This is a genomic window from Oxynema mangrovii CENA135 (genome assembly GCF_016632315.1).
Classification (GTDB): domain Bacteria; phylum Cyanobacteriota; class Cyanobacteriia; order Cyanobacteriales; family Laspinemataceae; genus Oxynema; species Oxynema aestuarii.
Genome location: NZ_JAEOXH010000001.1, coordinates 2,222,969 through 2,244,800, shown reverse-complemented (window position 1 = coordinate 2,244,800; position 21,832 = coordinate 2,222,969). Strand labels below are relative to the sequence as shown.

Sequence of the window (21,832 nt, the reverse complement as noted above, 5' to 3'; positions counted from 1 at the left end):
TTTCACGATTGAATCAATGTAAGGATATTTGAATGATTTAGTCCGATTCCAATCGTGCGGGAGTATGCTGAAAGAGAGAAGTTCAGTCCCAATCCATTTAAACAATTCTAGGATTCGGACGAATCTGTTATTGGATCCAGGAGCGGATCGAGTATGAACTCTGAAACGATTAAAATTCTCTTGGTTGAAGATAACTTGGGTGATGCCGAGCTGCTCCAAGAAATTTTGGAAGAAGCAACCGCTTCGGAGTTTGAAGTGACTCATACGAGTTACTTGAGAGACGCTTTCGATCGCTTAGAAAACCAAGAGTTCGATGCAATTTTATTGGACTTATCCCTACCGGACAGCCAGGGACTTGAAACTCTAGTCAAACTGCAAACGGAAAGACCCGATTTTCCGATTGTCGTGATTACGGGTCTCAATGACGAACAGTTGGCGGTCAATGCGGTACGCCAAGGCGCGCAAGATTATTTGGTGAAAGGACAACTCAACGGTCCGGTTTTGATCCGCTCTTTGCGCTACGCGATCGAGCGTAAAATTGCAGAAATTGCCACTCGCAAATCCTTAGAACGGGAACGAGAATTGCGAGAGTTAAAATCGCGCTTTGTCTCGATGGTCTCTCACGAGTTACGCAATCCCCTGACGACGATCGTCGCCGCCGCGCAATTGCTCGAACACCGTCACGGTCAACTCAGCGAAGAGAAAAAAGAAGATATGTATCGGCGCATTAGAAAGAGCGCCGGACGGATGAACCAACTGCTCGACGATATTTTAATGATTTGGAAAACCGAGGCGACGGAACAACGATTTATCGCTTCTCGGGTCAACTTGACCGATTTTTGTCAGGGCGTGATCGAAGAATTTCGAGGGCAACTCGGCGATCTCAAATCGGTGGAAAAAACGGCGGAACATCAGATCGTTTTTAACAGCGATCGCCACTGCCGCAGTTTTGTGGAAGTGGATCGCACATTACTGCGTCAAATTCTCACGAACTTGCTCTCCAATGCGATTAAATATTCTCCCGCCGGGGGGAATATTCACTTCGAGTTAGTCTGTGAAGACGATCGCGCGGTGTTTGAAGTGAAAGATTGCGGGATCGGCATTCCCGCAGATGATTTAGAAAAGTTATTTACGGCGTTTCATCGAGGCAGCAATACTCAGGGAATTTCGGGAACGGGTTTGGGCTTGGCGATCGTCAAAAAGTCGGTGGAACTGCACGGCGGGACGATCGCCGTGGAAAGCCAAGAGGGAATCGGCACGCGCTTTACGGTGGTCTTGCCTTTAAAAGTAGAAAGGGTAGAAACTCAGGCGATCGGCATCCAAGAAAATTCATAAAAAAACGTAATTCTTAAAGAAATGTTGAAGGTTAAATTGAGGGGGATCGCACCTCTATTTTAGCCGAAAATATTATATAATAGTAAGTTGAATTGTTAAGAAGATAAGCAAAACACCTCTTAAAAGGCATTGCCCCGTCTGGGCTTTTAAAATGGGCGATCGACTGAAGCAAATTTTATTGATTGAAGACAACCTAGGGGACGCCGAACTCTTGCAAGAGACGTTGGGCGAGAATCCCATGGTCAAAATGCAGCTCACCCACGTGGTCAGACTGCGAGAGGCTTTAAATCAATTGGGCGATCGCGATTTTGATGCGATTCTGCTCGATTTGTCCCTACCGGATTCGCGCGGGTTAAATACTTTGATGCGGGTCCAAGAAGCGGCGCCGAAATTGCCGATCGTGGTGCTGACCGGGTGGAATGACGAAACTCTGGCGATCGAAGCGGTTCGCGACGGGGCGCAAGATTATTTAGTGAAGGGGAAAGTGGAGGCGGAATGGTTGGTGCGTTCCATCGACTACGCGATCGAGCGCAAACAAACCTTAGAAGCCTTGCGCGCCAGTGAAGAGCGATTTCAGCAGTTGGCGGCCCAACTCGATCGCCTGGTGACCGAACGGACGGCTCAACTCGAACAAGCCCTGCACTTCGAGGCGATGCTCAAGCGGATTGCCGACAAAGTGCGCGACAGTCTCGACGAAAACCAAATTTTGCAAACTGCCGTCGAGGAGTTGGCGTCGGGGTTGGGAGTCGATGGCTGTGGAGCGGGGATTTACAACCGGAACCACACCAAAGCCACGATCTCCCACGAGTGGACGAACGGGGGTCCGTCTTTGCTGGCGCAAGTGGTCGAAATGGCTCAACTGCCCGACGTGTACGGCCAGTTGCTCGCCGGGACAACCTTCCAATTTTGTCCGATCGCGATCGCGGCGATCGAGCGGCCCGTGGCGATCGTCGCCAGTCCGATTTTTGACGATCGCGGCATTTTAGGCAATTTATGGCTGCTCAAACCGATGGAGGGCTATTTTGCGCCCCCGGAAATCCGCTTGGTCGAACAAGTCGCCAATCAATGTGCGATCGCCCTGCGCCAAGCGCGCCTCTATCAATCCTCTCAAGCCCAAGTCCGAGAACTCGAACGCCTCAACCAGCTTAAAGACGACTTTCTCAGCACCATTTCTCACGAACTGCGAACCCCCGTCGCCAATATCAAAATGGCGACCCAAATGCTCGAAGTCCTTTACGAAAAACAGGCGATCGCCGCCGGAACCGCCGAAGGACAATGCGAGAGCGCGATCTCCCCCAACTCCCTAAGCAGGGAACTCACCCCCAATAGCGCCGATCGCTACTTCCAAATCCTGCACGACGAATGCGAGCGAGAAATCCACCTGATTAACAACATCTTGGACATGCAGCGCCTCGAAGCCGGGGTCGAACCCCTAGAATTGAGCGCCATCCAACTGCAACATTGGATTCCTCACCTGGTCGAACCTTTCGTGCAACGCATAGAAAAAAACCAACAACACTTACGCTTCGAGATCTCCCCCAACCTGCCCTCGTTGATCTCCGACCCCGACATCCTGGGACGGATTGTTGCCGAACTACTCAACAACGCCTGCAAGTACACCCCACCGGGGGAAGAAATCGCGATCGCCCTCGACGCCGACGACGCGATCGTGCGCCTGCAGGTGACCAATACCGGAATCGAAATTCCCGAACGGGAACTCACCCATATTTTCGAGAAATTTTATCGAGTTCCGAGTAGCGATCCGTGGAAACATGGCGGTACCGGATTGGGATTGGCGTTAGTCGAAAAATCGAGCCAACTCTTGGGGGGTCAAATTCACGCCACCAGCCAAGGGGGACAAACCTGTTTTACCTTAGAACTGCAACGACATTGGCCGAAAACTGGAGCCTTGGAGGGCGATCGGGTCGCCGCCTCGGACAGCCCCTAACTCGGGCATTGTCGCTGTAGGATCGCAATTTGTATTGAAATTTCAACGGGGTTTTCGTGTTACCTCCATCTGAGATCGAACGACTGAAATTAACTATTAAAGGAGTCGTTCAAGGGGTCGGCTTTCGTCCCTTCATCTATTGCTTGGCCACCGAGTTGAACTTGAGTGGATGGGTGAACAACTCCGCGCAAGGGGTCTTTGTGGAAGTGCAAGGCCCGAAAGCACGGCTGAGCGAATTTTTAGACCGATTGAAAACGGAAAAACCGCCCCTTTCGCAAATCCACGAGCTAGAGGTTACCTCGATCGCGGCGATCGCCGAAACCCGCTTTGAAATTCGTCCCAGCGTCAGTGGGGAAAAAACCGCCTTAATTCTGCCGGATTTAGCCACCTGTCCCCAATGCTGGCGCGAAATCTTCGATCCCGACAACCGCCGCTACCGCTATCCGTTTACCAACTGCACCCACTGCGGACCGCGCTACACGATCGTGCGACGGTTGCCCTACGATCGCCCGAACACGACCATGAGCGCCTTTCCCATGTGCGCCGAATGCCGCGCCGAATACGAAAACCCCCGCGATCGCCGCTTTCACGCCCAACCCAACGCCTGCCCCCGATGCGGGCCCCATCTGGAATGGTGGGACGAAACGGGTCGCGTGTCGGCCCGTCACGACGACGCCTTAATCGCGGCGGCGCGGGCGATCGATGCGGGTCTGATCGTCGCCGTCAAAGGCTTGGGAGGCTTTCATTTAATCGCGGACGCGCGGGACGAAACCGCCGTGCGCCGCCTGCGCGATCGCAAACAGCGCCCGGACAAACCGTTCGCCGTCATGTATCCCTCCCTCGACGCGATCGCCGCCGATTGCCAGGTCTCCCCGGAAGAACGGGAGTGGCTGCGATCGCCCCAAGGTCCGATCGTGCTGCTGACGAAAAAGCCCGGTTTCGAGGGTTCCGGGGCGATCGCGCCGTCGGTAGCGCCGAGAAACCCCACCCTCGGCGTCATGTTGCCGTATACCCCCCTACACCATTTACTACTCGCCGAATTGGGTTATCCCGTCGTCGCCACCAGTGGCAATCGCAGCGACGAACCGATCTGCACCGACGCCGAAGAAGCCCGCGATCGCCTCCGGGGGATTGCCGATCGCTTCCTCGTCCACAATCGGGCGATCGCCCGGGCGGTAGACGATTCGATCGTGCGGGCGATCGGCGGACGGGCCACGATCCTGCGGCGCGCCCGAGGCTACGCCCCCCTCCCGATCGCCACGGGCCTCGTGGGCGACGTTCGCCTCCGGGACTCCAGCCCCCGGCTGTTAGCAGTGGGGGGTCATTTGAAAAATACGATCGCGATCGCGCGCGGACCGCAAATCTTTGTCAGCCAACATCTCGGCGACCTGGAAACCCCCCAAGCCGTCGCCGGATTTGAAGAGGCGATCGCCCGCTTGCAAGACCTCTACGACTTCACCCCGGAATCGGCAGTCTGCGACGCCCATCCCGACTATCGATCCACCCAGTTCGTTCGGGGTCTGAGCTTGCCGAGGCACGCCGTGCAGCACCACTACGCCCACGTCCTCGCCTGCATGGCGGATAACCAAGCTTTATACGAATCCGGTCTCGGCGTCGCCTGGGACGGCACGGGTTACGGCAGTGACGGCACCATTTGGGGCGGCGAGTTTCTGCGAATTCCGGCGATCGCCGAAGGGGAGGAACTGCCGGAATTTACCCGAGTGGCGTATTTTCGACCGTTTCCCCTACCCGGTGGCGATCGCGCCGTCAAAGAACCGCGCCGGGTAGCACTCGGAATGCTATATGAGGCCGTCGGCGATCGCCTGTTTGCCGCCAGTGAGGACTTCTCCCCGGCGATCGGGCGCTTGTTAGGGTCGTTTACCCCTCAAGAACGACAGATCCTCCATCGGATGTTAGGGCGATCGCTCAACACGCCGAAAACGTCGAGTGTGGGACGCCTGTTCGACGGGGTGGCGGCGTTGCTGGGATTGGCCGATCGCTGTAGCTTTGAAGCGCAGGCGGCGATCGCCCTCGAAGCCGCCATCGACCCGGAAGCGATCGCCGAGGACAGCTATCCCCTTCCGTGGCAGCGATCGGACGACGGCGCCACCGTCGCCCTCGATTGGACCGCGACGATCGCCGAAATGACCGAAGACCTCGCCGATGGGGTTCCCGTCGGGGTGATTTCGTGCAAATTTCACCATACCCTCGTCGAAGCGATCGTCGCGACCGCCCGTCGGGTCGGCGAATCTTCCGTGTTTCTTTCCGGGGGTTGTTTCCAAAATCGCTATTTGAGCGAACGGGCGATCGCTCGCTTGCGACAAGCCGGATTTACCCCGTACTGGCATCGTCAGATCCCTCCCAACGACGGCGGGATTGCCCTCGGGCAGATCGTCGCCCGACTGCGGGCGATCGCCACCGGGCGCCCGTCGGATTATCGCTGAATCGGCGCGACCTCGGGATTGACGAGATCTTGCAAGACGACCGCCGCCGCCTCTTGCGGTTCGAGGGTCAGCAACAGTTCGCCGCAGTCTCCTCCGGGAAATTGGGGGGCGCAAATTACGGGAAGGTCGTTGAGATTTCCCGTGGTTAGTTGGGCTAACAAACCTTGTTGGTGGAAGCGGTTAAATCGTTGGGATACTTCATCGCAGCGCATTTTCGGCGTCCATCCCGACGGGGTGAAGTATTCGGAAATCCAGCGAATCATCGGCGTGTTGCCGTCTGGAGTTCGGGCGATCGTTGCCGGGGCGCCTTCGTAAGTGCCACAGGTGTAGTCGATCCCGGAAGCATTTAAGTTCTGCAGGGGAATGAGGGTGACGGCGTCGGGATCGGACCGTGGGGTGCAAGCCACGAACAAGAGTTGAAGCCCCCAAAATAGGAGTACTGGGGTGGCGTGTTGGCGGGGGATGTTCATCGTCGTTGGGAAACGGTGACCTTCACGGGGCGATCGCGATCGGGCATTTTTTTTCTCGAACTCGGGCTATGTTTGCCGGGTCTATTTTTGCCAGGTATTTTTGCAGGGGTTGACATCGGGCGATCGCCACGAACTGGCAATTAGCAAATCCTCGAATGACCAGATTTGAAAACGCCAGTCGCCGAGACATGGTCCACCTGTTCGCCGACCGGATGGCCTTCGATCCGCAAGGGGGAAACTTCAGCCAATCCCTGGTCATCTCAGCCCATCGGCGAGTTGAAAATTTTTGAAAAAATTCAAGATTCTCTTAATTTGTGACTGGCTTTCTCCATGCTACAACAGGATCGACCGAACATCAGCCCTTCTCGATCGATCGAGGGATCTTTCTGGCTAAAAATCGGCGATCGCGACCTTCCGGCTCGACTTGTTATCCTGATTGTATTATCGATAAAACCAAGACGAGAGAATTAATATGTGTTTGGCCGTTCCCGGACAGATTATCAGTATTGAAGAACCGGATAGCACGGGGGATGTAGCCCTGATGCGGATGGGAAAAGTTAGTTTCGGCGGTATTTTTAAATCGGTGAATCTCGCTTGCGTTCCAGAAGCCGAAATCGGCGATTACGTGATCGTTCACGTCGGTTTTGCCTTGAGTGTTCTCGACCCCGAAGAAGCCCGCGAAACCTTAGATTATCTGAAAGCAATGGAGGCTTCCACTGCACCGGACTCGTTTGAGGCGCGGACTGGCTCTCTCGGTGGCAATTGAGTATTTGTACTGTGGAAAGATAACAACTGGACTCGAAACATGCGATCGCCCGTCTGCATTCAGCCAAGACGGGATTTTTTTATGGGTGTTTATTGGTCTTTAAGCGAAATTATACGAACTTTTGTGAACTACCGCTATTGAATCAAAGATTACAATAGCGGCTTCCCTCTTCACTGGGGACTGCGCTAGATAGAACTGAAGTTCTACCACCTCGTCTTACATCCCCTCCAAGGGCAGTAGAGCGAGTTCCTAACTCTAATATCCGTAAGCCTTCATTTTTGAGATTGATGGCGGCATTGATATCCCTGTCATGATGGGTTTGGCAATGTTCGCAAGTCCAGCTTCTCGCATCAAGAGACAAGCTTTTGATTTGATTGAGACATACATGGCAGGTTTTAGAAGAAGGAAAAAATCGCTCGACTTCTAGATAAACTTTTCCTTCTGATTCAGCCTTGTACTTTAACATCGTACAAAACATTCCCCAACCGACATCACTAATCGCTTTGGCGAGTTTGCGATTGCGAACCATGCCTTTAACATTGAGATTCTCGACCACAATCACTTGGTTTTCGTTCACTATCTTACGGGATAGCTTGTGGAGAAAATCTTCACGACAGCGACTTATTTTGGCGTGAATCTTGGCAACTTTTACCCGCGATTTATTGCGGTTGTTGCTGCCTTTCCTTTTTCGAGCGTGTTTTTGCTGTTTTCTTTTGAGGTTTCGCGCGTGTTTATTAAAATGCTTGGGATTATTATATTTCGACCCCTCACTGGTAATCGCAAAATCGGTCAGCCCTAAATCAATGCCAATGGCTTTTCCTTCAGTTGAGAGAAGGGGAGGTTCTTTTTTACCCTCTACCAAAACTGAAGCATAATATTTACCATCTGGATTTTTGGAGAGGGTTACAGTTTTGATTTTTCCCTCAAAACTTCGATGCTGACGACAACGCACTAACCCAACTTTAGGCAGTTTGATGTAATTTCCCTCAACCTTAACATTTTGAGGATAACTGATAGATTGCCTTCCCTGCTTGGATTTGAATCGGGGTAATTTTGCCCGGTTCTCAAAGAAGTTTCGATAAGCGGTTGATAAGTTCAACGCCACGACTTGCAAGCATTGGGAATAGACATCTTCTTTAAGCCAAGGGTATTCCTTTTTGAGGGCAGGTAATAATCCCTGAAGATAACCCCTCGATCGACCTTTTCCGGTCGATCGATAAGTCTCTTGGCACAAATTTAACGCATAGTTCCAATACCAACGACAGCAACCAAAGCTCTTGGCTAAAGTCGCTTGTTGCTCGTGGGTTGGATAGATGCGGTATTTGTACGCCTTGAACATTATCGCCGATATAGCCAGACGATCGGATTATCACTGATTTGCCGAAGAGTCGCTTTCATCCCACGATTCACCTTCGGTAGAATCGGGGAATTCCCGCTCCCATTGTTAAAGAATACGCCCGTGGAGAGACGGACGATCGCCCCGGGTGGGAAAAACCCCTAGAATAGAGGAATAATCGATCGTCACCGGGTCGGGATCGAGTCGTGGGGGACAGTCCCTTCGATCGGGGTTGCTGTAGCGGGAAAACTCCGGTAAGCCTCGCTGGGGTAGGGTGGGAGGCGATCTCCCGTTTCGTCGGTATCGCGCGATCGGGCGTCCATTTTCCCCGGATCGAAGTGAAAAAAACTGAGGAGTATTATAACTCGAATCGAGGGTTTTTAGATGAGCCGACAATTTTTTAGGCATCGTTTGGATCGAGGGGGAATTTTACCGGATTCATTTTTAGCGGAATTTAGAACAAAAGACCCCAGTACCCGGCGATATTTGCTCAACTCGATGACGTTGTTTGCTTGTATTTCTCCGGAACAGCAGCATCAAGCGTTAAACGATTTAATCCAGTCGGAAGTGCTGAGTTTGGCGGAGAAATCCAAACATTATTTATACGATCGCATTATTTCTACTTTAAAAAAGTTCGACTTCGACCGTAAAATTGAAGATCGAGAATTGGCGGAATATTATTATCGTTATTATTTACTCACCGGACTGATTCCGGAAAATTTAACGGCGGAATACTTAAACAAGCTCGTCGATTTCATTCTCGGAATTGAGTTGGCGAGACTTATATTTTTTATGCGCTTTGTAGAACAACAGCGCTTCTTTGAAATGCAGGGTCGCTATGCCTTGCAAGTTATTTTATTTTACCGATATATCAAACCGATTCGCCGTAAAATGGTTAAAGAGAATGCGGTAAAAAAAGACATTGCCGGACATTATTACTATACTAAATCAACTTTAACCGAAGATAAATTACTCGACTATATTTTTGAGGTGTTCAATCTCGATCGCATCATTCATCTGGGTAATTTATCAAAGGTTCTGATGTTCGATCGAGACTATATTTATAACGACATTCATAACGACGCAGAAGAACAGCCATCGGAGCCGCCGAGTTCTTAGACCATGGGGAAGAGTAGCACCAAAGGCACGATCCGGCCTAAGATCGTTGAGGAAATCAGCGAGAGAAGCAGCTATCGTGAGCGAGCCTACCGTCGAAAAATTACTCAAACTAGCGGGCGAGAAAGCCGACTCGGCAGAAGTTTATTATTTATCGAGTCAAGATACCCCGATCGCCTTTGAAAACAACCGTCTCAAATCCTTACAAACCAAAGCCTTGGAAGGGGTCGCCCTGCGGGTGATTTGTAATGGAAAGCTCGGTTTTGCCAGTTCCACGGATCTGACCCGCTTGGAAGAGTTGGTGGACGCGGCGGTGCAAACGTCGGAAATTGGCGATGCGGTCGAGTTCGAGTTCGCCCGGGACCTGCACGTCGAATCTCCCCAAAGTCAGTACGTCCCGCCGACGACCCAAGCCTTAGTAGACCTGGGGCGCGATCGCATCGAACGGATCCACGAGTACAATCCGGATATTTTAGTAGACGTGAGTTTCCACGTGCGCCGGGGAACGGTGGAAATCGCCACGACCCACGACGTGCGCGCGCGGCGATCGAATCAGATCGTCACCGCCAGTTTGGGGGGGAATTTAGTTAAAGGCGAGGACTTCCTGCAAATTTACACCTACGACGTGGCGCGCGATCGCCCCGTCGATACCGATCGCCTCTTAGCCGAACTGATTCAAAAATACCAGTGGGCCGAACGTCGGGCCCAAGTCAAGAGTGGCAGTTTCCCCGTCTTGTTCGTCCCCCGGGCCGCCGCGAGCACCCTCGGGGGGTTGTTCGATACGATTCTCTCGGGACAGGCGGTGGTGCAGAACGCCTCGCCGTTAATCGATAAAGTCGGCGAACGGGTCTTTGACGAACGGTTCACCTTATTTGAAGATCCGACCCTCGGTCCGTCGGCGTGCGAGTTCGACGACGAGGGGACGCCGACCCAAACCAAGGTGTTGATCGATAAGGGAGTGGTGAATGGATTTTACTGGGATCGGCGCTGGGCGTCCCGTGCGGGCTGCGTTTCCACCGGAAATGGCTTTCGAGGGGGATTGTCGCGTCCGGGACCGGATTTGACCAATTTATGCGTGGCTCCCGGGGGCTTGTCCACGGAAGCGGCGATCGCCTCGATGGAGGAAGGGATTATCGTGGAGCAAGTGCTCGGCGCCGGACAGTCGAACCAACTGGCGGGGGAATTTTCCGTCAATTTAGACCTCGGTTATAAAGTCGAGAAGGGTCAGATTGTCGGGCGGCTGAAAAATACGATGGTAGCGGGTAGTATTTTTGAAGCCTTTAACAATTTGGTAGATTTGGGCGATACGCCACAATGGATTGGCGGTGGCGCTTATCTTCCGAATATGCTGTTCGCCGAACTCGGGGTCGCCGCCCGTCAGTAAGGGTCGGGAACGACCGGGAAACTGTTGTGTTGGTTGGAGGAAGTCGTGGAATCAGCGTGGTTGTGGATCGAGCGGGTTGTAGGGAAAGGTGGGTCGATGCTGGCGCGGCGGGGGCGACAGTTGGCCCTGCTGTTGTTGGTTCCTTTGGTGTTGGGCGGTTGTGTAGATTACGACGTCGGGATCGAGTTTGACAGTCAAACCCACGGGACGATCGTGCAGCAGATCGAGTTGGGGGAGCGCTTGAGTGCGTTTAGCGGGGCGACGGCGCAATCGTGGTTGCAGAGTATCGAGCGCAGATCGCGCCAATTGGGCGGAAAGAGTCGGCGACTGAACGATCGCGAGGTGCGAGTGGAGATTCCGTTTAATAATGGGGACGAGTTGGCGCGCAAGTTTAACGAGTTTTTCAATCCCAGAGATCGCCCTCAAGCGGAGGAGACTTTGGAAAGTGCCGAACTGCCCCAGTTGGAATCGCACATGGCGATCGTGCAGCGCAATTTTTTGCTGGCGATTCACAACCGCCTCAGTTACGATCTGGATTTGCGATCGCTCGGCTTGTCCTCCCAGGAGGGTAAGTTACTCGTCGGTCCGGGGGCGTTGTTGGACCTGCACTTTCGCTTGACAACGCCGTGGGGGGCGAAGGTGTCGGCGCCGGAAGGGGCGATCGCGCCGGACATCACCGACGACGGGCGCCAGGTGGTTTGGACCTTGCAACCCGGGGAGGCGAACCATCTAGAGGCGACGTTCTGGGTTCCGAGTCCGATCGGGATCGGGGCGCTGGCGATCGCCGCCTTGGTCGCCTTGGGACATTTTGTTAAATACCGTTTGTTCCCGGCGTTAGGATTCGATCGCCGTCGCCGACCGACGAACAAACCCGCGAAACCCGAAGCGGAAACCGTCGTCAACGGATAAGAATTCCCACCTCGGCAGGGGTTGGGGTAGGTTGGGGAGGGGCGATCGGCGATCGCTCCCCCTGCTTTGAAAAAATTTATTTTTCTACAAAATTATTTCAATCTATTGTTTAAAAAATGGCACGGACGACTTGATTCTCCCCGGCTCGATCCCCCCAGCGTCCGCCTTTACCCCGAACTCGATAAATGCGGAAAAAGCCAATCGGCTCCCTGGGGATTTGCAACGGAAAAAAACACAATTTGTAACGCAGAGAAAAGCCTGTATCGAAAGGCAAACATACGTTAAAGTTGTAGTAGAGATGGCGTCGCTCTCAGACAACAGGGAGTTTGAAATCTAAACTGACGGCGGCGATAGACTGGCTCACCCCTTGCATTCAAACAGTCTATCCCACTTTGAACCGATCCATATTAAGTAGGGGGGAGAAAAATGTCCGAAAATAATAACTCAATGTTGACCGTCCTGGCAGTGGACGACAGTGTCGTCATGCAGGATTTAGTTAAGAAAGCTTTAAATCAAGACTATCGCGTCTTAGTGGCAGATAATGCGGTCGATGCTTTATCCGTGATTTATCACGAAAATATTTCCGTGCTCCTTCTCGATGTCTCGATGCCGGGAATTGATGGGTTAGAATTGTGTCGAACGGTACGCAATATCCCTCAGTTTCAAGATTTGCCAATTATTATGCTGACGGCTCGCGACGGACTGTTTGATAAGGTCCAAGGTCGTCTGGCGGGAGCTACTGAGTATTTGACGAAACCGTTTGATGCCCAAAAGTTACGGGAAGTGGTTAAGAATTTTGTCGGCTCGAATGTCGGTCAAGAATCAAATACTTAGGCGACTCTTTAGAAACTTTTGATTGCACAATTGGTTGGGGTTTGTTCCTTCGGGCGATCGCCGATCGGCGAGGAAAAGCGCTAGAATGGGTGGGTTTCGTGACGGGAGCCGTATGGGAAGTTAAAGTAAGAGAACATCGGCAAACGGCAAGCCTTCAATAAAACGTAATAACAATTTAAAAAACGTAAGATTTAGGGCGATCCCGGGGATAACTATGACATTTTAGAGGAGATCGAGTCGTGTTCCTGGGCGTAGCGATTTCCCTCGAAGCGGTCGAGAAGGGCGATCGCCGAGTTTTCGTTGTCCCCCGACTCGATCCTCCGTAGAATTGACAATCCTTATGTCACGAACGGGAAAATTAAGACTGTGTAGAACGAATTTCCCCCTGAGCTGTCAGCATGAGTTACTGCCTCAATCCAAAGTGCGGGCATCCCCGAAATCCACCGGGAACGAAAATTTGTCAAAGTTGTGGCGCCAAATTACTACTCAAAGAACGGTATCGCGCCACCGATCCCTTGGGACGTGGGGGATTTGCCAGAACCTACCTGGCTTTAGATGAAGATCGCCTCAACAGTCGCTGCGTCATCAAACAACTTTTACCCCAATTACAAGGCTCCGTGCAGTCGAAACAAGCAGCGCTCGAAAAAGCCATCGACCTATTTAATAAAGAAGCCGTTCGCCTTTACGAACTCGGAGAACACCCGCAAATTCCCGCTTTGCTGGCCTCTTTCGAGCAAGACAAACGGCTTTACCTGGTACAGGAATACATTCCCGGGGATACCTTATGGCAAGAATTAAACCGCTACGGACCGTTTAGCGAAGCCCAAATTTTAGAAGTTCTTTACTCGATCTTGCCCGTTTTGCAATTCATCCACGATGCGGGGGTGATCCACCGGGATATTACTCCGGTCAACATCCTGCGACGCAGCCAAGGCAATGCCAACGGCGGATCGCCACCGGAGAAATTTCGGGAGGATTCCCAAGCCCCTAGAGGGGGCGAACTGGTGTTGATCGATTTTGGGGTCGCCAAACAACTGACCCATACTTCGCTATTGCAAACCGGGACGAAAATCGGCACCGAAGGCTACGCCCCGATCGAGCAAATGCGAAGCGGTAAAGTCTATCCCGCCAGCGATTTATATAGTTTTGGGGTGACCTGCATTACCCTGTTGACTCGGGTCAGTCCCGATCGCCTCTTCGACCCGATTAAAGGCTGGATTTGGCGGGATTACCTCGCCCGCGACGGTCGCTCGATCGATGAGGGACTGGCGGGCATACTGGATCGAACCATCGAAGATATGGTCGGCGATCGCTATCAATCGGCGAACGAAATGCTCGCGGCCCTCGACGCGATCGCCAAACCGCCGCCGTCGGCCCCGGTGACCCCTCCTCCCCCGAGACCGACGAGTACCCCACACACGCCGATTCCCACCCCGGCGTCCTTTTCCTCTCGCGGGTCCGCCGCCGCCCTGCCGAAAGTCGCCACCCCTCCCGTGGTTCCCGCATCGGACAATCCCATTCCCATGCGGAGATCGACCGGGATCCACAACGGTAAAAGCGCCTGTGTGCGAACGGCGATCGGTCACACCTCCTGGGTCACCTGTTTGGCAATTTCGCCCGACGGACACCTGCTCGCCAGTGGCAGCATCGACGACAAAATCAAAATCTGGGACTTTCACTCGGGCCAACCCTTGCGAACCCTCTGCGGTCACGCCAAATCGATCAACGACTTGGCGATCTCGTCCGACAGTAAAATCTTGGCCAGTTGTAGCGACGACGATCGCGTCAAACTCTGGAATTTGACCAACGGTAAATTACTCGCGACCCTCGGCGAACACCTGCGCGACGTCAACGCCGTCGTTTTTGCCCCTCAAGGGTATCTGCTCGCCAGTGGGAGCGAAGATCGCCGGATTATTTTGTGGCGACTCGCCTGGAATGACAAAGGGGCGATCGATGCGGTTCCGATTCGCACCCTCGTCGGACGCCAGGGGATGATTAAATCTCTGGCGATCGCCCCGAATACCAAACTACTCGCCAGTGGCGGCATGGACAACATCATTCACGTCTGGGATCTGCCCGCCAATCGCCCGATCTACAGTCTCTCCGGTCATTTCAACTCGATCAACGCCCTCGCCATTCACCCGCGCATTCCCATCCTCGCCAGTGGTTCTAAAGATAAAACCATCAAACTTTGGAATCTCTCCACGGGCGAACTCTTGTCTACCCTGTCCGGTCACAGCAGCATGGTCAATTCCCTGACCTTCAGTCCCGACGGAACCAGCTTGCTGAGTGGGAGTAGCGACAAAACCCTGAAGTTATGGCGTCTTTCCAAAACCAAATCCGGGGAACTCGCCGTGCTGCAAGCGACCTTCGACGGTCATCTCGGCGCCGTCAACGCCGTCGCTTTCACTCCCGACGGGAAAACGATCGTCAGTGGGAGTTGGGATAAAACGATTAAATTTTGGCAGCGTCCGTAAGGGAGGAGAAAACACGGAGAAGGCAAAAGTGAGACGGGAGTGGGAGGACAGGCGTCAATCTCTCCATCTAAAATCTAAAATCAAAATTCTAACTTCTAAAATCCCATGACTTATTGCCTGAACCCGAGTTGTCCTCAACCGGAAAATCCGGCCAATACGCAATTTTGCATTGCTTGCGGGACGCAGTTGCGGCTCAAAGAGCGCTATCGGGCGATCCGGGCGATCGCCGCCGGAGGGATGGGGCGCACGTTTTTGGGACGGGATGAAGATCGGCTCGATGCGCCGTGCGTTATCAAGCAGTTTTTCCCACAAAACCAGTCTACAAGCGCGATCGCCAAAGCGACGGAATTATTCGAGCGCGAGGCGCGCCAACTCTATAGCTTGGGGGAACATCCACAAATTCCCACCCTTTATGCGTATTTAGAACAAGATCGGCGGCTCTACTTGGTTCAAGAGTGGATCGACGGGCCGACGTTGTTGCAAGAACTGCGCGATCGCGGTCCGTGGAGTGAAAGTGAGGTGAAAGCATTATTGTGGGACTTGTTGCCCCTGTTGCAATTCATTCACGAACGCGGCGTGGTTCACCGAGATCTCAAACCGGACAATCTGCTGCGACGGCGAGGGGATGGCAAGGTGGTGTTAGTGGATTTTGGGATTGCCAAACAAGGCAGCGCTACGGCAATGGCACAAACGGGAACCCGGGCGGGAACGCAAGGTTATGCGCCGATGGAACAATTGCGCGGCGGTCAGGCGTACCCGGCGAGCGACCTGTACAGTTTGGGGGTAACGGCGATCCAACTGTTGGTCGGCAAAATGCCGGAGGATTTATACGATGCCACGAACGGCGAGTGGGTGTGGCGATCGCAACTCGCGAAGCAAGGGAGAGCGGTAGAGGAGCCGTTCGCCGCGATTTTAGACAAACTGTTGCGCGAGTTGCTGCGCGATCGCTATCGACAGGCGATCGACGTCCTGCAAGATCTACAATTGCTCTCACAAAAATCGACGCGAGTGCAGGCGATCGCGCCGCCCCCACCGCCGAGTCCGCCGCAACCGATCGCCTCCCGGGGTGCGGTGGCTCCGTCGAGTTCGGATCCCATTAGCGCCGAATTGGAAGAAATTCGCACCCATTTCAGCCAAGCGACGGGTCGGAGTTCGCCGCCATCGCCGCCGAGTCCGGCGTCTGGCCAGAAAACGCAAGAGAAGGGCGATCGCTTCGATCCGATTCAAGCGGATTTGGAGGCATTGCGATCGGAGTTTGGCGAGCAGGAGTGAAGCGTGAGGATGGGGACGAGCCGCATAAATTTCTCCCTCTAAAATCTAAACTCTAAAAGGAGCAAGACTCAATCTAAACGCTAAACTCTAAACGCTAAACTCTAATGACTTATTGCCTGAATCCGCAGTGCCAACAGCCGGAAAATCCGGACAACTTGCAATTCTGTCAGAGTTGTGGTGCGCCATTGTGGTTGAGAAATCGTTACCGACCGATTAAACTGCTCGGAGAAGGGGGATTTGGGCGGACGTTTTTTGCCGAAGATCGCGATCGCCTCGATGCGCCTTGTGCGATCAAGCAATTTTTACCGTTGCCGCAAGTCCGACAAGACCCGCAACAGTTGGAAACGGCGACGAAGTTATTTACTCAAGAGGCGAAGCGGTTGTTAGAGTTGGGCGATCGCCCGGAAATTCCGACGTTATACGCCGATTTTGAACAAGACGGTCGGCTGTATTTGATTCAACAGTTTATCGACGGGAAAAGTTTATTTGAAGAACTAGAAGAAAACGGGCCGTTTTCGTCTGAAGATATCGAAGATATTTTATTCGATTTACTTCCAGTTTTAGAATACATTCACGAAGCCCAAGTGATCCATCGAGATATCAAGCCGGAAAACATCATGCGGCGGCGAGAAGATGGCAAGTTAGTGTTAATTGATTTCGGGGTGGCGAAGCATTTAACGGGAACGGTTTTAGTCAAAACCGGGACGAAAATCGGCACCGAAGGCTACGCCCCGATCGAGCAATTGCGCGGCGGTAAGGCGTATCCGGCGAGCGACCTGTATAGTTTGGGGGTGACCTGCGTTCACTTGCTCACGGATAAAACCCCGGATGAATTGTACGATCCGACGAACGGGCGGTGGTTGTGGCGCGAGCAGTTGGAAAAACAGGGGCGCACGATCCGCGATCGCCTCGAAAAAGTGTTAAATAAAATGTTGCAGGAGTGGGTCAGCGATCGCTATCCATCGGCCCGGGAGGCGATCGCCGATCTGGCCTGGAATTCCGGCGCGATCGCACCTGCGGCGGCACGTCCGGGGGCGATCGCCCGTTCGCGACTGCCTCAAGGGTGGAAATGCATTCACACCCTCGAAGCCCATCAGAATTATGTTATCGCCGTGGCGATCGCCTCGGACAATCAAACCCTGGTCAGTTGCAGTTACGATAAAACCATTAAGGTGTGGCATCTCGACACGGGCCATTTACTCGGAACCCTCACCGGACACCGAGGGTGGGTCAGTTGTCTGAGCATCGGTCCCGACGGTCGTTCCCTCGTCAGTGGTTCTTTGGACAATCGCCTTCTCTACTGGGATCTGGGAACGGGGACCTTGAAAGAAACCCTAACGGGACACAGCAGTTACCCGATCGCTCTAACGAGCAGTGCGGACGGCCAATATTTAGTAGCAGGGTGTTTCGACGGCACGATCGCGGTCTGGGACTGGAACACGCGATCGTTGCTCGCTCAATTGGGCGGACACGCGGGGTCGGTAGAATCGGTAGCGATTTCTCCAGACAGTCGCACCTTAGCCAGTGGCGGCGGTTATGAAGATCGCACGATTAAACTGTGGGAGTTGTCCGGCGCCGAGTTAAAACAAAGCCTCGCCGGACACCGCGCCTCGGTTCGCGCTTTAGCCTTTACGCCGGACGGAACGCGGTTGGCGAGTGGCAGTGAGGATCGCACCCTCAAAATTTGGGATCTGGCGACGGGCAAAATTCTGCACGACCTCAGCCATCCCTCGGGGTGGATACAGGCGATCGCCATTTCCCCGGACGGACGGGCGATCGCCACGGGTAGCCGCGATAGTACCATTAAAATTTGGCATCTGGACACCTGCCAACTCCTCTATACTCTCAAATGGCATTCCGAACCCGTCACCTCCCTCACCTTCAGTCCCGATGGGTTGCGATTGGCCAGTGCCAGTTGGGACAAGACCGTCAAGATATGGCAGGCTATATTTTAAATCGATCGCCTTCGAGTCCGACCCCTGACGGGGAAAAAGGGCTTCACCTTGGTGGTCGTCGTCGGCGCCGTCGTGTTCGGCCAGGACGAACCCTTGACTCTTCCTTCCTCCAGCCAGACCGTTCTCGATCCAGCCCGCGATCGTTCGATTCGGCGATCGCCTCCAACATTAACTCACTTACAATAAATTCATTGGTGTATACAAAATTATGAGTTATTGCCTCAATCCAGCTTGTCCGCATCCGGTCAACGCCCCCGACGCATTCACCTGTGCGGCGTGCGAGTCGCCATTACTGCTCAAACAACGCTACCAAGCCGTCAAACTGCTCGGAGAAGCGGGATGCTGCCGCACCTTTGAGGGGATCGATCGCGAACGACCGGGCGATCGCGTAGCGATCAAACAATACTTACTCGTAGACTTTTCATCATTAGGAGAAGACCTCGGCGATCGCGACGAACTCGATCGCATCCGCAACCTGTTCGAGAAAGAAGCCAGACGCTGGCAGATCGTCGGTCAACACCCTCAAATCCCTACCGTCCGCGCTTACTTCTGCGACGAACGCGCCTTATATTTAATTCAAGAATACGTCGAAGGCCACACCCTCCACCACCTCGACCAACCACACCCCTATACCGAAGCACAAATTCGCCAATTCCTCGCCAACATCCTCCCCGTCCTCAAATACATCCACGATTCCGGGGTCATCCACCGCGACATCAAACCCAACAACCTGCTACAAAAACCCGACGGCGATCTGCTCCTGATTGATTTTGGCATTTCCCGCGACCTCGCCGATCGCCTCAGTCAGACCGGACTGTTCGTCGATGAAGGCTACGCCGCGCCAGAAATGCGCTTTCGGCAAGTCTATCCCGCCAGCGACTTGTTTAGCTTGGGCGTCACCTGCCTCGTCCTGCTGACCCAAGAGCGCACCGATCACCTCTACGACCCCCTGCAAGGACGCTGGATGTGGCGGGAATACTTACAGCAGAAACGTACCGACGTGAGCGATCGCCTCGCCCACATCCTCAACAAACTCGTCAACCACAGCATTAACAAACGCTATCAATCCGCTCAAGAGGTCTTAGAAGACCTCCAGCAGCTCGAAGCCGCGACGATCCCGACTGCGGAAATCGCCAGTTCCCGAGCCGAGACCGCCTCATCCACTCCCTCCACGCCAGGATCCAATCCAGAGGAGGCGATCGCTCCCAAAACCTGGCAACCCCTGCACCAGATCGACGCTCACGAGGGCTGGGTGTGGTCTGTCGCCTTCTCTCCCGACAGTCAGCTCCTCGCCAGTGGCAGTTCCGATCGCACCATCATCTTCTGGGATCCCGAAACCGGACAACGACGGCGAACCTTAAAAGGTCATTCCGATGGCGTCTACTCCGTCGCTTTTTCCCCCGACGGACTCGTACTCGCCAGTGGCAGCCAAGATAAAACGATCGTACTCTGGAATAGCGAAACCGGGGAATCGATTCGCACCCTCGGTCAGTCCCTGTTCGGCGGTCACTCCTTGCTCGTCAACGCCGTCACCTTCTCCGTCGAAGGTAAACTACTCGCCAGTGGCAGTTGGGACGGCAAAATCATTCTCTGGAACTGGCGCAACGGTCAGCGCCTGCGGACCTTAAAAGGTCATAAAAGTTGGGTCTACTCCGTCGCCTTTTCTCCCGACGGCTTACTCCTCGCCAGTGGCAGCCGCGACGGGACGATCGTCCTGTGGAACGTCCGTACCGGAAAAGAGCGCTGCACCCTCAATAGCAACGGTCTGCTCGTCAATACGGTCACCTTTTCCCCCGACGGCAAACTGCTGGCGAGCGGTCATTTCGACCAAACCATCGGCCTGTGGGACGTGGAAACGGGCAGCCGTATCCATACGTTTACCGGACATTGGGGACGGGTGAACGCTTTGGCGTTCAGTCCCGACGGGATGACGATGGCGAGCGCCCATTTCGAGAATACGGTCGTCCTCTGGGATGTCCGACAACGCACGATCGTCGATATCCTCAAAGGACATCGAGGGCGCGTCCTCACCCTGGCCTTCAGTCCCGACGGTCACAAGCTCGCCACTGCATCCGGCAAGGAAGAGAATAAGATTATTATTTGGCAAAAGCCGTAACTGGATCGGGGGGCGATCGCCGAGGGCGTCGTCAATACTCGGTAAGCGAAGAAGCACGCGCCGGGAACCCTGCGTTACACAGGGCTTCTACCGCGCCTTCGCTATCTTGCACCCGGAAACTGGCGCCGAAGCGCACGAGTTGCCGCCGTCCGCCCCCCTGAACGATCGCGATCACCGGAATTTTCGCTTTTTCTTTGTCGCCGACTTGTTCTTGCAGGATCGTCCGCAGGTTGTGGCTTTGTTGCATATCTCCCGCCTGGTCTGGGGTCAGTTCCACCATGACCATGCGAACCTGTTCCACGGGTTCGACATCGTTGACGATAATTTGGATTTTGTCGTCGCGGCGATCGCATTTCCCCCAAATAATCAGGCGCGTGTCCGGTTGGATATGCGCCGCAATCCGTTCGTAAGACTTGGGAAAGACTACCCCTTCCGCCGATCCGGTCAAGTCCTCCATCTGCACGATCGCCATGCGATCGCCTTTCTTCGTGACGATCGGTTTGACCTCCGTCAGCATCACCACCGCGCTGATATAGGCGTCCTGGCGCTGGTCTTCTAACTGTCCCAACTCCACAGGCGCTAAAACTTTGGCCGATTTTTGAATATCTTTGAGGGGATGGTCGGAAACGTAGAAGCCGAGTAATTCTTTTTCCAAGCGCAATTTTTCTTGTTGCGGGTAATCCGGTACTTGTGGCGGTTTCGGCGCCCCTTCAAACTGGCCGTTGTCTGCCTTGGCCCCATTGTTATTATTGCTATTGCCGAGCAGGTCGAACAGGTTGCCCTGACCGGAATCGCGATCGCGGGCCCGTTCTCCGGCCCATTTAATCACCGCTTCTAAATGCTCGATCGCCTGTCTGCGATTGGAATTGAGGCAGTCCAAAGCCCCGCATTGAATCAGGGATTCCAACCCCCGACGGTTGACCGTCCGCAAGTCCACGCGATCGCATAAATCTTCCAAGGATTTAAACGGTCCGTCCTTCTCTCGTGCCTGTAAAATGGCGGCGATCGCTGCATCCCCCACATTGCGCACCGCCGACAGTCCGAATAAAATTTTACCCTCTACCGGAGTAAAATCCACCCCCGAGCGATTGATATCCGGCTGCTCCACCTCAATCGCCATACTTCCACAGTTGGCGATATATTTATTCACCTTATCTTTATCGCCACTGTTCGCCGTCAGTAACGCCGCCATATATTCGACGGGATAATTCGCTTTTAAATACGCCGTTTGATAAGTGACGTAACCGTAAGCCGTCGAATGGGATTTATTGAAGCAATTCGACGCCACCAACCCATTTAACAATAAGAAATTATGATCGCGAACCACTCCAATATCGTAAACCCGCTCCGTCCCGACGCGGCGACGCGAAACAATTTTAACCACGATGATTACTCCCTAAACCGAACTTCTATTTTAATGATTTTAATGATTTTATAGCGCTTTGCCGAACAGATCTCTTCCATCCTTCG

General features: G+C 53.7%; 17 protein-coding genes. 14 read left to right on the top strand and 3 right to left on the bottom strand.

Annotation, left to right across the window (positions count from 1 at the left end; translation table 11 throughout):
• The first annotated feature begins 153 nt into the window (after positions 1 to 153).
• The 3 genes from JJD41_RS08860 (at position 154) to hypF (ending at position 5,727) form a co-directional block, all read left to right on the top strand.
• The gene (locus tag JJD41_RS08860; RefSeq protein WP_200665602.1) at positions 154 to 1,335 is read left to right on the top strand and encodes a hybrid sensor histidine kinase/response regulator; all 1,182 of its coding nucleotides are present in this window, start codon (positions 154 to 156) and stop codon (positions 1,333 to 1,335) included.
• Between the two features lie 151 nt (positions 1,336 to 1,486).
• A complete protein-coding gene (locus JJD41_RS08855) occupies positions 1,487 to 3,283 on the top strand; it encodes a hybrid sensor histidine kinase/response regulator (RefSeq protein ID WP_200665601.1) in 1,797 nt (598 codons plus the stop codon).
• A gap of 56 nt (positions 3,284 to 3,339) precedes the next feature.
• A complete protein-coding gene (hypF, locus tag JJD41_RS08850; protein ID WP_200665600.1) occupies positions 3,340 to 5,727 on the top strand; it encodes a carbamoyltransferase HypF in 2,388 nt (795 codons plus the stop codon).
• On the opposite strand, the gene JJD41_RS08845 is transcribed toward hypF, so the two are convergent.
• Positions 5,718 to 6,197: a COP23 domain-containing protein gene (locus JJD41_RS08845; protein ID WP_200665599.1), complete on the bottom strand. Its 480-nt coding sequence runs from the start codon at positions 6,195 to 6,197 to the stop codon at positions 5,718 to 5,720. The two genes, hypF and JJD41_RS08845, sit on opposite strands and share 10 nt — an antisense overlap.
• A gap of 155 nt (positions 6,198 to 6,352) precedes the next feature.
• On the opposite strand from JJD41_RS08845, the gene JJD41_RS25285 reads away from it, so the two are divergent.
• Positions 6,353 to 6,487, top strand: coding sequence for a hypothetical protein (locus JJD41_RS25285; protein WP_255547258.1), 135 nt, complete (start codon positions 6,353 to 6,355; stop codon positions 6,485 to 6,487).
• A gap of 182 nt (positions 6,488 to 6,669) precedes the next feature.
• Positions 6,670 to 6,963: a HypC/HybG/HupF family hydrogenase formation chaperone gene (locus JJD41_RS08840; protein WP_200665598.1), complete on the top strand. Its 294-nt coding sequence runs from the start codon at positions 6,670 to 6,672 to the stop codon at positions 6,961 to 6,963.
• Positions 6,964 to 7,105: 142 nt separating this feature from the next.
• Here JJD41_RS08840 and JJD41_RS08835 read toward each other — a convergent pair whose 3' ends face one another.
• A complete protein-coding gene (locus JJD41_RS08835) occupies positions 7,106 to 8,302 on the bottom strand; it encodes an RNA-guided endonuclease InsQ/TnpB family protein (protein ID WP_200665597.1) in 1,197 nt (398 codons plus the stop codon).
• A 495-nt stretch (positions 8,303 to 8,797) separates the two neighbouring features.
• Here JJD41_RS08835 and JJD41_RS08830 point away from each other — a divergent pair, with 495 nt between their 5' ends.
• The 9 genes from JJD41_RS08830 to JJD41_RS08790 all read left to right on the top strand — a co-directional run bounded on the left by JJD41_RS08830 (position 8,798) and on the right by JJD41_RS08790 (position 20,362).
• Positions 8,798 to 9,418: a hypothetical protein gene (locus JJD41_RS08830; protein ID WP_234488557.1), complete on the top strand. Its 621-nt coding sequence runs from the start codon at positions 8,798 to 8,800 to the stop codon at positions 9,416 to 9,418.
• A 76-nt stretch (positions 9,419 to 9,494) separates the two neighbouring features.
• Positions 9,495 to 10,799 (top strand): TldD/PmbA family protein, encoded by a 1,305-nt coding sequence (locus tag JJD41_RS08825; protein ID WP_200665595.1) that lies wholly within the window; start codon positions 9,495 to 9,497, stop codon positions 10,797 to 10,799.
• 45 nt (positions 10,800 to 10,844) lie between these two features.
• Positions 10,845 to 11,708, top strand: coding sequence for a DUF3153 domain-containing protein (locus JJD41_RS08820; RefSeq protein WP_370583765.1), 864 nt, complete (start codon positions 10,845 to 10,847; stop codon positions 11,706 to 11,708).
• Between the two features lie 426 nt (positions 11,709 to 12,134).
• Positions 12,135 to 12,542 carry a response regulator gene (locus JJD41_RS08815; protein WP_168570223.1) on the top strand — a complete coding sequence of 136 codons (408 nt, stop codon included), beginning with the start codon at positions 12,135 to 12,137 and terminating at the stop codon, positions 12,540 to 12,542.
• Between the two features lie 398 nt (positions 12,543 to 12,940).
• Positions 12,941 to 15,019, top strand: coding sequence for a WD40 repeat domain-containing serine/threonine-protein kinase (locus tag JJD41_RS08810; protein WP_200665594.1), 2,079 nt, complete (start codon positions 12,941 to 12,943; stop codon positions 15,017 to 15,019).
• 105 nt (positions 15,020 to 15,124) lie between these two features.
• Entirely contained in the window at positions 15,125 to 16,291 is a 1,167-nt protein-coding gene (locus JJD41_RS08805; RefSeq protein ID WP_200665593.1) for a serine/threonine-protein kinase, read from the top strand.
• Positions 16,292 to 16,395: 104 nt separating this feature from the next.
• A complete protein-coding gene (locus JJD41_RS08800) occupies positions 16,396 to 18,246 on the top strand; it encodes a serine/threonine-protein kinase (protein WP_200665592.1) in 1,851 nt (616 codons plus the stop codon).
• A gap of 51 nt (positions 18,247 to 18,297) precedes the next feature.
• The gene (locus JJD41_RS25280; RefSeq protein WP_255547257.1) at positions 18,298 to 18,432 is read left to right on the top strand and encodes a hypothetical protein; all 135 of its coding nucleotides are present in this window, start codon (positions 18,298 to 18,300) and stop codon (positions 18,430 to 18,432) included.
• A gap of 22 nt (positions 18,433 to 18,454) precedes the next feature.
• Positions 18,455 to 20,362: a serine/threonine-protein kinase gene (locus tag JJD41_RS08790; RefSeq protein WP_200665590.1), complete on the top strand. Its 1,908-nt coding sequence runs from the start codon at positions 18,455 to 18,457 to the stop codon at positions 20,360 to 20,362.
• 31 nt (positions 20,363 to 20,393) lie between these two features.
• Here the strand turns inward: JJD41_RS08790 and JJD41_RS08785 are convergent, their stop codons facing one another.
• The gene (locus JJD41_RS08785) at positions 20,394 to 21,746 is read right to left on the bottom strand and encodes a helix-hairpin-helix domain-containing protein (protein WP_200665589.1); all 1,353 of its coding nucleotides are present in this window, start codon (positions 21,744 to 21,746) and stop codon (positions 20,394 to 20,396) included.
• Between the last annotated feature and the right edge of the window lie 86 nt (positions 21,747 to 21,832).